Below are 12979 nucleotides of genomic sequence, written 5' to 3' on the forward strand. Positions count from 1 at the left end.
CGACGTTAACCTTATCTTGTCGAAATGGCGCAGACATTTTTGGCACGGATAGCCTGTTTGACTGGCAAGTACCGGACGTACGCCCATTCCCGCGCTGCCCAGGCCAAAAATGACAAGTGATTAACCCAACGGACCTTTTATGCTCGATAGCTTACTTGTCATTCTTTTACTGATAGTCATCAGTTCATTTTTCTCCCTTTCGGAGATCTCGCTGGCCGCCGCCCGTAAGATCAAACTGAAGCTGCTGGCTGACGAAGGCAATATCAATGCCCAGCGCGTGCTGAAGATGCAGGAACAACCTGGCATGTTCTTCACCGTAGTGCAGATTGGCCTGAATGCCGTGGCGATCCTCGGCGGTATCGTCGGCGATGCGGCGTTTTCGCCCGCCTTTAATAGCTTATTCAGCCGCATCATGGCACCCGAATTGGCTGAACAGCTCAGTTTTATCTGCTCCTTCACCATCGTGACCAGCTTGTTCATTCTGTTTGCTGACCTGACGCCAAAACGCGTCGGCATGATTGCACCGGAAGCCGTAGCGCTGCGCATCATCAACCCGATGCGCTTCTGCCTGGTGGTGCTACGTCCGCTGGTGTGGCTGTTCAACGGCCTGGCGAACGTCTTCTTCCGTCTGTTCAAACTGCCGATGGTGCGTAAAGACGACATCACCTCCGACGATATCTATGCGGTGGTGGAAGCCGGTGCGCTGGCGGGCGTGCTGCGTAAGCAGGAACATGAGCTGATTGAGAACGTGTTTGAGCTGGAATCGCGTACCGTGCCGTCATCAATGACCTCGCGCGAGAACGTGGTGTGGTTCGATTTGCACGAAGATGAAACTACGCTGAAAACCAAAATCGCCCAGCATCCGCACTCGAAATTCATCGTCTGCGATGGCGATATCGACCACATCGTCGGCTATGTCGATTCCAAAGAGCTGCTGCTGCGTGTACTCGGCAATCAAAGCCTGACGCTGAACAGCGGCGTACAGATTCGTTCAGCGCTGATTGTGCCGGATACGCTGACGCTTTCTGAAGCGCTGGAGAGCTTCAAAACCGCTGGTGAAGACTTCGCGGTGATCATGAACGAATACGCGCTGGTGGTGGGCATCATTACGCTGAATGATGTGATGACCACGTTGATGGGCGATTTGGTGGGTCAAGGTCAGGAAGAGCAGATTGTCGCGCGCGATGAGAACTCATGGCTGGTCGAAGGCGGCACGCCAATTGATGACGTGATGCGCGTGCTGGATATCGATGATTTCCCGCAGTCTGGCAATTATGAAACCATCGGCGGCTTCATGATGTACATGCTGCGCAAGATTCCGAAGCGTACCGACTTTGTGAAGTTTTCCGGCTACAAGTTTGAAGTGGTGGATATTGATAGCTACCGTATCGACCAGCTGCTGGTTACGCGTATTGATGAACGCCCGCCGGTGCTGAATGTGAACAAAAATACGGTGGATGAATCTGAGTCGTCCCAGGATCGCAATTGATGGCGACAAGCCAACAACCGCACTAAAAACTGAGGGCGCCATCGGCGCCCTTTCTTATGCTTACTTAGTTGTACTCGGCTTGCAGCCGCAGCACCTGGCGATTGATTTCTGACATCACGCTAAGATGCTGTTTATCTTTGACACGCGGCAACATCACTTTGCCCTTATCAAACTCGAACGCGCCCACGTCCTTGATGTACAACCTTCCTCTAAATAGCGTTTTGACATATTTCGCAATTTGCAGCGGATTATAGCGCTGGAAGATCTTCATGCTGTTTAACTCCTAAAATGTTTAATACGCTCCGTCGTCACCAAATTTGGTACGAACCCGTGAAGCGCAAATGAGGCATAACTATAGAGCATCCTTTCTTAGCCGTGTTCCGAAAAGGTGAATTATTTACTGAATTGACACATCATTACAGAATACTCTGTTATCAGCCTCACTAAACCCAGTATAAACCTTCACTCATTATGGAATTGTGGCATAGGTTGCAAACCTGTTAACTCATTGCGACAGACGCATCATCCACGCCTAATATTGCAGGAACATGAACAACTGGTCGGATCACCAAGGAGAGTAATAAATGCGTTTGAGACACACTGTGATAGCACTGGCACTCTTGCTGCCGGGCCTGGCTGCGGCACATGCCTTCAAACTGGGTGAACGCGTGCCAGCCGTTGGCGTTAACGACAAAGGAGAGCTGGTTTATCAACAAGATGAAGATAAGTTTAGCTACAAATCCTGGAATAGCGCGCAGCTAAGCGGAAAAGTTCGCGTTATCCTGCATATTGCCGGGCGCTCTTCTGCTAAAGAGCAGAATGCGGCGTTAATTGAAGCCATCAAAGCTGCGCATCTGCCGCACGATCGTTATCAAACCACTACTATCGTCAATACCGACGATGCGATTCCGGGCACCGGCATGTTCGTGCGCAGCAGCCTTGAGAGCAATAAGCAGCAGTTCCCATGGTCGCAGTTTATCGTCGATAGCAACGGCAGCGCGCGTCAGGCCTGGCAGCTGGAGAAAGGCGGATCCGCGATTGTGGTGCTGGATAACACCGCACATGTGCGCTACGTCAAAGATGGTCCGCTGACGCAGGACGAAGTGCAGCAGGCGATGAAGTTAATTCACGAGTTGTTGCAGAAGTAAGTGGAGGTCGCCGTCAATGGCGACCCGATGAAATCTTAAAACAGCGAAACGCGGAAACCGGGATTAAGGAAAGATTCTCGCGGCGTGTAATCCAGCGTTTTCCCCTGCCAGTCATGCACATGCGCACCAGCCGCAATCGCCACCGCATGGCCTGCGCCGGTATCCCAGATGTTAGTGGGCCCGAAGCGCGGATAGAGTTGCGCGCTGCCTTCAGCTACCAGACAGAACTTCAGCGATGAACCAATCGCGGTGGTTTGATGCTCGCCGAGCTGGTGCAAATACTCCTGCAACTCGGTATCGCTCTCAAAATGCGAACGGCTAACCACCACTAATGGTGGACGCGCTTCACGCGCATGAATCTGCGTCTGCTGGCCGTTCTCTTCTTTCCAGGCTTTACCCTCAGCCGCCGAGTACATCACGCCCAGCACGGGCGCATAAACCACGCCCAATACCGGTTTGCCATTTTCGATCAGCGCAATGTTGACTGTAAACTCGCCGTTGCGCTTGATGAACTCTTTGGTGCCATCGAGCGGATCGACCAGCCAGTATTTCTGCCAGTGCTGACGCACGTCCCAGCTCGGGGGATCCTCTTCAGATAGCACCGGCACCCCCGGCGAAAGCGCCGTCAGACCTTGCACAATCACGCGATGCGCCGCGAGATCGGCCGCGGTAACGGGAGAATCATCCGACTTACGGGTCACGTCAACCGGCTCTGCGCCGTTATATACCTGCATAATGGCATCGCCCGCATCACGCGCCAGCTGACAAATTTTATCTAACATTCTTTACCTCTTTTCCGCTGATTCTGCCTGTCAGACACCAACCGCCAATCTGTCCTTATTTTAGCAGTTGTCATTCAACAGCCTGCGACTGTGCTGTCTGCTACGGCAATCTATTTGAATATCAATACCATAGTTCATCATCGGCGGCTATGGCGGGATGCTGAATGCGCTTTTAGCGCGGCCCGGCGGGAGATATTGGATGAAAGTCCGAGCTTCATCACAAATTGAAATGATAATTCGTCATGGTTTTACATTATTTTGAGAGGCCCATTGGACCGAACAAGGAGCAAGCGATGTTCAAAGCGAGCATGTCGTTATTGGCACTCTGTATAACTGCCGCCACGGTACAGGCTGCTACGGTGGATCTGCGCATTCTGGAAACCACCGATCTGCACAGCAATATGATGGATTTCGATTATTACAAAGATACGCCGACGGAGAAATTTGGCCTGGTACGCACCGCCACCTTAATTCAGCAGGCCCGCGCGCAAGCGAAGAACAGCGTGCTGGTCGATAACGGCGATATTATTCAGGGCAGTCCGCTGGGCGATTACATGGCGGCGAAAGGGCTAAAACCGGGCGAAGTTCATCCGGTATATAAAGCGATGAATACGCTGGATTACGCGGTCGGAAACCTCGGTAATCATGAGTTCAATTACGGTTTACCTTATCTGCAAAAAGCGCTGGCCGGCGCGCGTTTCCCTTACGTCAACGCCAACATTATCGATGAAAAGAGCGGAAAACCACTGTTTACGCCCTACTTAATCAAGGAAACCACCGTTACAGACCGTGACGGTAAGCCGCATACGCTGAAAATTGGTTACATCGGCTTCGTTCCCCCGCAGATTATGGTTTGGGATCGCAACAATCTGCAGGGAAAAGTGCGGGTTGATGACATCACTGAAACAGCGAAGCGCTATGTGCCGGAAATGCGCGCAAAAGGTGCTGAAATAATCATCGCTATTCCGCACTCCGGTTTGAGCAGTGAACCCTATCATGCCATGGCCGAAAATTCGGTCTATTACCTCAGCCAGGTTGCTGGCATCAACGCCATCATGTTCGGTCACGCTCACGCGGTCTTCCCGAGCAAAGAGTTTGCGGCAATTAAAGGCGCTGATATCGCCCAAGGCACACTTAACGGTATTCCGGCGGTGATGCCCGGTATGTGGGGCGATCATCTGGGTGTGGTCGATCTGGTGCTGAATAACGAGGGCGGCAAATGGCAGGTTGCGCAGGGCAAAGCCGAGGCACGTCCAATTTATAACAGCGCGGCGAAAAAATCGCTGGCTGCCGAAGATGCCGATCTGGTGAAAGTGCTGGAGCAGGATCACCGCGCCACGCGCGATTTTGTTGCCAAACCGATCGGTAAATCCGCCGACGTGATGTACAGCTACTTGTCGCTGGTGCAGGACGATCCCACGGTGCAGATCGTTAACAACGCGCAGCGCGCTTACGTCGAGCACTTTATTCAGGGCGATCCTGATCTTGGCCGCTTGCCGGTGCTCTCCGCCGCCGCGCCGTTTAAAGCTGGCGGCCGCAAAAACGATCCCGCCAGCTATGTCGAAGTGGAGAAAGGTAACCTCACTTTCCGTAACGCCGCCGATCTCTATCTCTACCCCAATACGCTGGTGGTGATGAAAGTCAGCGGTGCACAGGTGAAAGAGTGGCTGGAGTGTTCAGCCGCGCAGTTTAATCAAATCGATCCGCACAGCAGCAAACCGCAAGCGCTGATTAACTGGGATTTCCGTACCTATAACTTCGATGTAATCGATGGCGTGCAGTATCAAATCGATGTCACGCAGCCGGCGCGCTATGACGCAGAGTGCTCGCTGATTAACAAGGGGGCTTCGCGCATTAAGGATCTCAGCTGGCAAGGCAAACCTATTGATCCTCAGGCCAGTTTCCTGGTCGCCACCAATAACTATCGCGCTTATGGCGGCAAGTTTGCCGGCACCGGCGATAAGTATGTCGCCTTCGCGTCGCCGGATGAGAATCGCTCGGTGGTTGCCGCCTATATCAGCAGCGAAACCAAAGTGCATGGCGAAGTGAAACCGCAGGCCGATCACAACTGGCGTTTAGCGCCGATTAACAGCACCACGCCGCTGGATATCCGTTTTGAAACCGCGCCTGGTGCGAAAGCGACGAAGTTTATCGAACAGCACGCCGATTACCCGATGAAAGCGGTGGGCAGCGACGAGATAGGTTTTGCGTTGTGGCAGGTGGATTTGCAGAAGAAATAGTTGTTATAAGCGGGTTGCCAGATGCGTAGCTGGCACCCTGCTCTGATGTAATACCGCCAAAATAATAATGCCTTTCTGGCCTGGCTGGTAATAAACCATGTGACTGACATAGGGAAAGCTGAGTACACCTTCTGCAACATCCAGCGCTCTGCTTTTTCCCAATGTCGGCATTTCTGCCAGCGTGCGTAACGTCTCCTGCAAACGCCTTAAATAGATTTTTGATTGCGCATCGCCCCAGTTCTGCATAGTGAACCGGCGAATATCGACAAGATCCTGCCGCGCTTCATCCGTAAGCTGATAATTAGCCATTTAACCCAGCAATTGGTCGAAAAAGGTTTCACCATCGGTCAGTTGTGCGTTGGCAATATCATTTCTGGCTCGGGCAATTTTTTCCTGCAGAAATTGCTGCTTCATGGCCTCTATCGCCTGATACTCCTCAGCGGAGATGACCACTGCTACCGGCTTTCCGTTACGGCTAATCTGGACCGGCTCACGCTGCGCTTTCAGCAGCATATCGCCAAATTGGGTTTTGGCTTCGTTGGCGGAAAGTGAATACATACCGCACCTTTCGTGTGAATCGTTCGATTCGCACATTATATGCGCTGATTAATTTAAAACCAGCTTGTTCTACAGATATAAAAAAACCGGCACGATCGCGTGCCGGTTTTGAGAATCAACTTGGCTACTTACAGAATTTCCAGCAGCTCAACTTCAAAGATCAGGGTGCTGAATGGCGGGATGGAAGCACCAGCACCGCGTTCGCCGTAAGCGAGGTTGTGTGGAATCGCCAGTTCCCACTTGGAACCGACTGGCATCAGCGTCAGCGCTTCGATCCAACCGGCGATTACGCCGCTAACCGGGAATTCTGCGGGTTCGCCACGCGCGACTGAGCTGTCGAATACCGTGCCATCGATCAGTTTGCCGGTGTAATGCACGCGCACACGATCCTGACGTGAAGGAATTGGACCTTCGCCCTGCGTGATGACACTGAACTGCAGACCGGTTTCGGTGCTGCTTACGCCTTCGCGTTGTGCGTTCTGCTCAAGGAAAGTCTGACCTTCTGCCGCCATCGCTTCTACACGCTCACGACGCACGCCTTCAGCGCGCTCGTGCACTTCACGCAGTGCGCGATGTACCACGTCAACCGGGACGGCCGGTGAGTTCCCTTCCAGCGCGTCGCGCAGGCCGGCGAGCAGTGCTTCTGGCTGCAGACCCTGCAGTCCAGACTCTTGCAGCTGCTGGCCTACCTGTAAACCGATACCGTAACTTGCTTGTGATTCGACGCTGTCGAATGAAGGGGTCGTCATCTTGATTCCTTAATCCCGGAGAAAAATAGAACCGGCAGCATACCAGCGCGGGCGGCTGGCGTAAAATCTCACGCGCCGCAGATGACATTTCCCGGCGAAACGGAAACAATACAGCGGTCAAATTTTTCAATGCTGCCAGGCACTTCCTGTCAGCATTGCTCATACTATAGCTGTGGCGAGGTTTTCACCCGCCACCGTCGGAACAAGAGAGAATACATGGGCCAGATCGCCCCACGACGTCGCAGGACGCGCGCACCGCGTACTTTATTACCTTGGTTGCAACGTTGGCTGCCGCGCATTCCGCGCCAGGCCGCCAGCGAGGAGGATTCACGAATGGCTTCCGATCACCCTTCCCGCGTTCCCGCCGCACTTCAGCGCGTCTGGCATTTGCTGGATGATGTGCGCTGGATGGATCCGCTACCCGCTTTGCATCGTCGCGGCATCGTCATTGCCCTGCTGGTGCTGGTGCTGGCGTTTCTCTGGCCGAGCAGCACGCCGCAATATCCGGTTGAGCGTCCGGCGGACACTGGCGCTAAAGAAGTGCCGATGCAGGCGGAGATTTACGATAATAATCAACAGCAGAACACGCCGGCGAAAACCGATTCGCAGGGCGAGTGGCGCACCTATAATGTGGCATCAGGCCAGACGCTGGCGCAGCTGTTCCGCGACAATAATTTACCGGTGAATGATGTGTTTGCCATGGCGCGAGTCGAAGGTGATGGGCAGCCGCTGAGTGCGTTACAAAATGGTCAGCAGGTGAAGATTCGTCAGAACGCGCAAGGCGTAGTAACCGGTTTAACGGTGGATGGCAGTAACGGTCCGGTGCTGTTTACGCGCCAGCCAGATGGCAGCTTTATCCGCGCTCAGTAAATCGCAGAAACAAAAACGCCGGCACATGGCCGGCGTTTTCGCATTACTGAGTATACTCGTCATAATCCAAGTTACAGATGCGTTGGCTACGCTCATTCACCCCTGTCACTTACCGAAGTAAGCTCAGGGGATTCATTCCCTTGCCGCCTTCCTGCACCTTGAATTATTTAGAGTAACAATTACTCAGCAACTACATTCACAACCAGTTTAGCGAAGACTTCGCTATGGATCTGGAAGTCAACTTCGTGCTCACCGGTGGTGCGCAGTACGCCTTCTGGAAGACGAACTTCGCTTTTAGCCACTTCAACGCCAGCTGCAGTTACTGCATCAGCGATGTCACGGGTACCGATGGAACCGAACAGCTTACCAGCGTCGCCTGATTTAGACGCGATGGTTACGTTGCCCAGTGCGTTGATTTTCTCTGCACGTGCGTTAGCGGCAGCCAGAACGTCAGCCAGTTTGGCTTCCAGTTCAGCGCGACGTGTTTCGAAGAACTCAACGTTTTTCTTGGTAGCAGGAACAGCTTTACCCTGTGGAACCAGGAAGTTACGAGCGTAGCCCGCTTTAACGTTAACCTGATCACCCAGGCTGCCCAGGTTTGCTACTTTATCAAGCAGAATAACTTGCATTACCTTATCCTCTTAAAGTCGTTAATGGACAACTACCGATTACTGATGACGATCAGTGTACGGAAGCAGGGACAGGTAGCGAGCGCGCTTGATGCAACGAGCGAGCTGGCGCTGGTATTTTGCACGAGTACCGGTAATACGGCTCGGGACAATTTTACCGCTTTCGGTAATGTAGTTTTTCAGTGTAGCGATATCTTTGTAATCAATCTCTACAACGCCTTCCGCGGTGAAACGGCAGAACTTGCGACGACGGAAATAACGTGCCATTTGGCTAGTCTCCAGAATCTATCAAATCAATCTGCTCGGCATGTAACACCATTCTGCTCTGACCATTGCGTGCCTGATGGCAGCTAATAAAGCCTTCGAGAGTGAGTTGCGTGCCGACCGTTATATGTTGAGTAATCACCTGATGGGTGCTGCCGCTGATAATCACCGGCATTTGACACCAGGCTTGCCGGTGGAAACCGGCTTCCTCTTGCACAGAACGATGCTCAAGCACGAACTGGCAATGAGGAATCCCTGACGGACTGACTTTTCGAACCGGCGTCTTGCACACAGTGCCAGACAGGCGCAGTCGATTTGCCGTCATGTCGGATTACTCTTCAGAATCCCCAGCATCTGAGTCATCAGCCGATTCGTTAGCAAAGTCTTCGCGGCGATCACGACGCTCATCTTTAGCTTTAACCATCGGAGATGCTTCAGTTACCGCGTGCTTAACGCGCATAACCATGCTGCGGATAACGGCGTCGTTGAAGCGGAAGTTAGTTTCCAGCTCGTCAATCACTTCCTGCGGCGCTTCTACGTTCATCAGAACATAGTGAGCTTTGTGCAGTTTGTTGATTGGGTAAGCCAGCTGACGGCGGCCCCAGTCTTCCAGACGGTGAATCGTGCCCTGTGCACCGGTGATAGCACCAGTGTAACGCTCGATCATACCTGGAACCTGTTCGCTCTGGTCAGGGTGGACCATAAATACGATTTCGTAATGACGCATCGATAGCTCCTTACGGATTATTCAGCCTCCTGTCAGGGTCAGCTGCGGCCCACGGAAGCAAGGAACGTTATAGGTTGCGAATCATTTAAAAAATGAAACACACCTCTGAATGCAGCTGAAAAATTGACGCGTAATCATACTGGCGTCCTTGCGGAAACTCAAGCGCACAATTCATCAAATGGCGACTATCGTGCCAGCTGATGCGGCTTTTCGTGCTAAGTGAAATGCATCAGTGAGTTAGAGAAGGTTTTATCAAATTCTCTGAAGAAGGCGTTCAAAGGGACGATCTGGCGGCAAATTGGTTAAGAACTACACTGTTTACAGGCGCAACGAATTCCGCTTTTCGCCGCGTCTGAGAGTGCAATCCCTGGAGTGAGGAGTCGATAATGAAAAAGATCATTTTCGCCACTTTACTGGGTCTCTTCCTGTCTACACCCGCTCTTGCCAGCTCCGCTGACTTCGCGCAGCAGATGAGAAGTCACAGCAGCAACGCGGCATCAGGCTATGTCTACGTCAATCGGCTGGATGCGCCTGCAAGCAGTAACCCAGTCAGTGCCAATACCAGCGCCGCCGAACGGTTGTCATCACAACTCTGATTCGGCAACCTAAACGGGCTGGCGCCAATCACGCCACCCCGCATTTTTATAAATGATGTTTAAAGAAACTGACCAGCGCCGTCAGGGCCGCAGGCGTGATTTTATGGCCGATGTTTTTTTCAGATAGCGTGGTCACATGGTGATCGAGTTCTGCCTCGCCTAAGGCTTTCTGCAAACGCGCCGTTTCAGCAAAGGGCACCACTTCATCCGCTTCGCCGTGCCACAACAACAAAGGTCGATTCGCCAGTTTCTCCAGCTGTTCGCTGGGATCGTAAGGCGCCAGCGGTGCTAAACGCGCGGCAAAAGCCTCTTTCTGCTCTGGCGTGCGCGCCACCAGCGGCGGAAACAGCGTATGACTCAGCTGCATGAAATAGCCGGAACCCATCAAACACGCCACGCTGTGAATCTGTGGATAGCGTGCCATCGCGCCCAGCGCGGTCATGCCGCCCATCGAGGCGCCCGCCACGGCAAAACGCTCATCCGCAATCCAGTCGTTATCGCGCAGCGCCTTTTCCAGCAACGGCACTTCATCGATGTTCTGTTTAAGGATCTCCCAGAAGTGGGTCATCCGCGCGTCGGTATCACCGTTGTAACGTGCGCCGTGCATGTCCGCATCGGGCATGATCACGCGGAAACCTGCCTGCGCCAGCGCCACGGCAAAGTAGCTGTAAACCTCTTTCGATGAGGTAAAACCGTGATAGAACAACACCGTCGGCAAGCGCGCCTGGCGCTGCCCGGCCGGTGATGCGTGGATACATTCAATGCCTGCCAGATGCTCCGTTGCCAACTCGATCATACCGCCTCCATTGAGAATGATTATCACTGGACTCAGTGTAAGTGCTGCCTGACAAAATGCGAGCCACTTCACATTAAGTTTGAATAATTTCTGCCCTAAACATTTAGCCCACTTTGCCGTTGATCTTGTACCCCTTCAATAATCTCAAAAGGTACTTTATGAAGCGTCTTTCTCTCAGCGCCATGGGTCTCGGAATCAAGCTGTCTGTATTGACGTCTTTGAGCGTGGCAATTGTGCTATTTACGCTGACCTTGACCCTGAGCCATAACGCGGCACGTCAGCTGGAGCAGCTGGCAACCGATGATATGCAGAATCAGGTGCAAGGCATTAATGAAATGGCCACCATGTTCAACGCCACGCTGTCGGAAGAGGTGGCAAATTACACCAAACTGTTCCAAAGCTTCCTGCCAAAACGTTTTAGTCGTGACGACAGCGAACGTGTGCAGGTAGGTGAATTCAGCACGCCAACGCTGCGAGCGGGATTGAAAACCCTCAACCTCGATCAGATCGCGGTTGATGATTTTCTCGATCGTACTGGTGCGGTATCCACCATCTTCGTGCGTGACGGCGAAGATTACATCCGCATCGCCACCTCGCTGAAAAAAGAGGATGGCAGCCGCGCGGTGGGCACCAAACTGGATCGCAGCAGCGCCGCCTGGCGCAGCGTCAATCAGGGCACGGTCTATCGCGGCCTGGCGACGCTGTTTGGCCATCGTTACATTACGCAGTATCAGCCGGTGCAGGATAGCAGCGGCGCGGTGATCGCTATTCTGTTCGTCGGGGTACAGATCGACGCGCAGTACGCGCTGATGCGTGACAAAGTGCTGGCGCGCCATCTTGGTGACAGCGGCACCTTCTCGGTGTTGAATGGGACGCCGGGCAGCAGCCAGGGCCAATATCTGTTTGATCGTCACGCTGAAGGCAAACTGCCGCGCTGGGATAACGCCACGCAGCAGCAACTGCTTAGCCAGCCGAAGGGATTAGTGGCGATTGAGCTGGATGGCGAAACCAAACTGCTGGCGTGGCAGCAGCTGCCGGGCTGGAACTGGATCATCGCCGGTGAAGTGAGCCGTGCCAGCCTGCTGGCGCCAATCACGCACAGCCGTAACCTGTTTATGGCGATTGGCCTGGCGCTGGTGATCGCGTTTGCCATTGGCTTTATGTGGTACAGCCGCCGCGCCATCACGCGTCCGCTGCAGCAGGTGATCCATCTGGCAGAACAGTACGCCGCTGGTAATCTACAGGCACATCTCGACTCTTCACGTCGTGATGAGATTGGTCAGCTGGTCAGCGCGATCAACGGCATTGGCGATGGACTGGAGAAAGTCGTTAGTCAGGTACGTTCGGCGGCGCGGGAAATCAGCAGCGGCACCGATACCATCGCCGCCAGCAGCTCCATCATCAGCGAGCAGATTGGCCGTCAGGCCAGCAGCGTGGAGGAAACCTCGGCCAGCATGGAGCAGTTTGGTGCCACCGTGGCACAAACCGCTGCCAACGTGCGGCAGGCGATGGCGCTGGTCGGTGAAGCGGCTAATACCGTGAATCACGGCGGCAGCACCGTGGCACGTTCGGTGGAAACCATGTCGGAGATTCGCGTGGCGTCGCAGAGCATCGCCGATATCACCCATGTGATTGAGTCGATCGCCTTCCAGACCAACATTCTGGCGCTTAATGCCGCGGTTGAAGCCGCTCGCGCCGGTGAACACGGTAAAGGCTTTGCGGTGGTCGCGGCGGAAGTGCGCGCGCTGGCACAGCGAAGTGCTACGGCAGCCAAAGAGATTGATGGGTTGATTGCCAGCTCCATCGATAAAGTGGCGGCCGGCCATACGTTATCTGAGCAGACGCGCGATGCAATGAGCCATATCGTCAATCACATCGAGCAGGTTAAAACGCTAATGGGTGAGATCAATATTGCCGCGCAGGAACAGGCGGCGGGCATTGGTCAGGTGAACCTGGCGATGAATCACATCAGCCAGGCCACGCATCAAAGCAGCGATATGATTAACCAGTCAGAAACCACCGCCAATCATCTGAGTAAGAAAGGGCATCATCTGACGCAGCTGGTGAGCATTTTTCATCTGAAGGACTAAAAGCCACAGGAAGATGGCTTACACTTGAGCCATCTTCCTGC

Annotated in this window: 16 protein-coding genes; 6 read left to right on the forward strand and 10 right to left on the reverse strand. The window is 53.5% G+C overall.

All coding sequences use genetic code 11. From position 1 onward, the window contains the following. Window positions 1-139 precede the first annotated feature (139 nt). Window positions 140-1489, forward strand: a complete 1350-nt coding sequence (locus tag PO881_RS16930) for a hemolysin family protein (protein ID WP_101762880.1) — start codon at window positions 140-142, stop codon at window positions 1487-1489. Between the two features lie 64 nt (window positions 1490-1553). On the opposite strand, the gene PO881_RS16935 is transcribed toward PO881_RS16930, so the two are convergent. Continuing rightward, the gene (locus PO881_RS16935) at window positions 1554-1760 is read right to left on the reverse strand and encodes a DUF1107 domain-containing protein (RefSeq protein WP_007892150.1); all 207 of its coding nucleotides are present in this window, start codon (window positions 1758-1760) and stop codon (window positions 1554-1556) included. A gap of 313 nt (window positions 1761-2073) precedes the next feature. Between PO881_RS16935 and PO881_RS16940 the strand changes: the two genes are divergently transcribed. Beyond that, complete coding sequence (locus PO881_RS16940; protein ID WP_101762879.1) at window positions 2074-2637, forward strand: YtfJ family protein; 564 nt, start codon at window positions 2074-2076, stop codon at window positions 2635-2637. 35 nt (window positions 2638-2672) lie between these two features. Here the strand turns inward: PO881_RS16940 and cysQ are convergent, their stop codons facing one another. Then, on the reverse strand, window positions 2673-3419 hold the full coding sequence (gene cysQ / locus PO881_RS16945) for a 3'(2'),5'-bisphosphate nucleotidase CysQ (protein ID WP_101762878.1): 747 nt from the start codon (window positions 3417-3419) through the stop codon (window positions 2673-2675). A 293-nt stretch (window positions 3420-3712) separates the two neighbouring features. Here cysQ and PO881_RS16950 point away from each other — a divergent pair, with 293 nt between their 5' ends. Next, complete coding sequence (locus PO881_RS16950) at window positions 3713-5659, forward strand: bifunctional 2',3'-cyclic-nucleotide 2'-phosphodiesterase/3'-nucleotidase (RefSeq protein WP_192412247.1); 1947 nt, start codon at window positions 3713-3715, stop codon at window positions 5657-5659. Window positions 5660-5662: 3 nt separating this feature from the next. Here the strand turns inward: PO881_RS16950 and PO881_RS16955 are convergent, their stop codons facing one another. The 3 genes from PO881_RS16955 to fklB all read right to left on the reverse strand — a co-directional run bounded on the left by PO881_RS16955 (window position 5663) and on the right by fklB (window position 6966). Beyond that, window positions 5663-5968, reverse strand: coding sequence for a type II toxin-antitoxin system RelE/ParE family toxin (locus PO881_RS16955; RefSeq protein ID WP_192412249.1), 306 nt, complete (start codon window positions 5966-5968; stop codon window positions 5663-5665). Further along, window positions 5969-6217: a type II toxin-antitoxin system Phd/YefM family antitoxin gene (locus PO881_RS16960; protein WP_192412251.1), complete on the reverse strand. Its 249-nt coding sequence runs from the start codon at window positions 6215-6217 to the stop codon at window positions 5969-5971. A 128-nt stretch (window positions 6218-6345) separates the two neighbouring features. Further along, on the reverse strand, window positions 6346-6966 hold the full coding sequence (gene fklB / locus PO881_RS16965; RefSeq protein WP_008103590.1) for an FKBP-type peptidyl-prolyl cis-trans isomerase: 621 nt from the start codon (window positions 6964-6966) through the stop codon (window positions 6346-6348). 216 nt (window positions 6967-7182) lie between these two features. Between fklB and PO881_RS16970 the strand changes: the two genes are divergently transcribed. Continuing rightward, the gene (locus tag PO881_RS16970; RefSeq protein ID WP_277974146.1) at window positions 7183-7836 is read left to right on the forward strand and encodes a LysM-like peptidoglycan-binding domain-containing protein; all 654 of its coding nucleotides are present in this window, start codon (window positions 7183-7185) and stop codon (window positions 7834-7836) included. Between the two features lie 179 nt (window positions 7837-8015). Here PO881_RS16970 and rplI read toward each other — a convergent pair whose 3' ends face one another. From rplI to rpsF, 4 genes are read right to left on the reverse strand one after another with little or no spacing between them, the layout of a single operon-like run. Beyond that, window positions 8016-8465: a 50S ribosomal protein L9 gene (gene rplI, locus PO881_RS16975; RefSeq protein WP_008103594.1), complete on the reverse strand. Its 450-nt coding sequence runs from the start codon at window positions 8463-8465 to the stop codon at window positions 8016-8018. A gap of 39 nt (window positions 8466-8504) precedes the next feature. After that, entirely contained in the window at window positions 8505-8732 is a 228-nt protein-coding gene (rpsR, locus tag PO881_RS16980; protein ID WP_002210155.1) for a 30S ribosomal protein S18, read from the reverse strand. A 4-nt stretch (window positions 8733-8736) separates the two neighbouring features. Further along, window positions 8737-9054: a primosomal replication protein N gene (priB, locus tag PO881_RS16985; protein WP_007892027.1), complete on the reverse strand. Its 318-nt coding sequence runs from the start codon at window positions 9052-9054 to the stop codon at window positions 8737-8739. A gap of 6 nt (window positions 9055-9060) precedes the next feature. Next, a complete protein-coding gene (gene rpsF, locus PO881_RS16990) occupies window positions 9061-9456 on the reverse strand; it encodes a 30S ribosomal protein S6 (RefSeq protein WP_101762874.1) in 396 nt (131 codons plus the stop codon). A gap of 386 nt (window positions 9457-9842) precedes the next feature. Between rpsF and PO881_RS16995 the strand changes: the two genes are divergently transcribed. Beyond that, the gene (locus tag PO881_RS16995) at window positions 9843-10052 is read left to right on the forward strand and encodes a hypothetical protein (RefSeq protein ID WP_192412255.1); all 210 of its coding nucleotides are present in this window, start codon (window positions 9843-9845) and stop codon (window positions 10050-10052) included. 46 nt (window positions 10053-10098) lie between these two features. Here the strand turns inward: PO881_RS16995 and yjfP are convergent, their stop codons facing one another. After that, the gene (yjfP, locus tag PO881_RS17000; RefSeq protein ID WP_137386602.1) at window positions 10099-10848 is read right to left on the reverse strand and encodes an esterase; all 750 of its coding nucleotides are present in this window, start codon (window positions 10846-10848) and stop codon (window positions 10099-10101) included. Between the two features lie 158 nt (window positions 10849-11006). Between yjfP and PO881_RS17005 the strand changes: the two genes are divergently transcribed. Then, a complete protein-coding gene (locus PO881_RS17005; protein WP_280172132.1) occupies window positions 11007-12938 on the forward strand; it encodes a methyl-accepting chemotaxis protein in 1932 nt (643 codons plus the stop codon). Window positions 12939-12979: the final 41 nt, after the last annotated feature.

It is taken from the genome of Pantoea sp. SS70, assembly GCF_029866845.1.
Taxonomy (GTDB): domain Bacteria; phylum Pseudomonadota; class Gammaproteobacteria; order Enterobacterales; family Enterobacteriaceae; genus Pantoea; species Pantoea leporis.

Coding starts and splice junctions, on each gene's coding strand:
- cysQ (WP_101762878.1), bottom strand. CDS start 3,419: ATGTTAGATAAAATTTGTCAGCTGGCGCGTGATGCGGGCGATGCCATT.
- PO881_RS16995 (WP_192412255.1), top strand. CDS start 9,843: ATGAAAAAGATCATTTTCGCCACTTTACTGGGTCTCTTCCTGTCTACA.
- priB (WP_007892027.1), bottom strand. CDS start 9,054: ATGACGGCAAATCGACTGCGCCTGTCTGGCACTGTGTGCAAGACGCCG.
- PO881_RS16930 (WP_101762880.1), top strand. CDS start 140: ATGCTCGATAGCTTACTTGTCATTCTTTTACTGATAGTCATCAGTTCA.
- PO881_RS16935 (WP_007892150.1), bottom strand. CDS start 1,760: ATGAAGATCTTCCAGCGCTATAATCCGCTGCAAATTGCGAAATATGTC.
- PO881_RS16955 (WP_192412249.1), bottom strand. CDS start 5,968: ATGGCTAATTATCAGCTTACGGATGAAGCGCGGCAGGATCTTGTCGAT.
- PO881_RS17005 (WP_280172132.1), top strand. CDS start 11,007: ATGAAGCGTCTTTCTCTCAGCGCCATGGGTCTCGGAATCAAGCTGTCT.
- yjfP (WP_137386602.1), bottom strand. CDS start 10,848: ATGATCGAGTTGGCAACGGAGCATCTGGCAGGCATTGAATGTATCCAC.
- PO881_RS16970 (WP_277974146.1), top strand. CDS start 7,183: ATGGGCCAGATCGCCCCACGACGTCGCAGGACGCGCGCACCGCGTACT.
- fklB (WP_008103590.1), bottom strand. CDS start 6,966: ATGACGACCCCTTCATTCGACAGCGTCGAATCACAAGCAAGTTACGGT.
- rplI (WP_008103594.1), bottom strand. CDS start 8,465: ATGCAAGTTATTCTGCTTGATAAAGTAGCAAACCTGGGCAGCCTGGGT.
- PO881_RS16950 (WP_192412247.1), top strand. CDS start 3,713: ATGTTCAAAGCGAGCATGTCGTTATTGGCACTCTGTATAACTGCCGCC.
- PO881_RS16940 (WP_101762879.1), top strand. CDS start 2,074: ATGCGTTTGAGACACACTGTGATAGCACTGGCACTCTTGCTGCCGGGC.
- rpsF (WP_101762874.1), bottom strand. CDS start 9,456: ATGCGTCATTACGAAATCGTATTTATGGTCCACCCTGACCAGAGCGAA.
- rpsR (WP_002210155.1), bottom strand. CDS start 8,732: ATGGCACGTTATTTCCGTCGTCGCAAGTTCTGCCGTTTCACCGCGGAA.
- PO881_RS16960 (WP_192412251.1), bottom strand. CDS start 6,217: ATGTATTCACTTTCCGCCAACGAAGCCAAAACCCAATTTGGCGATATG.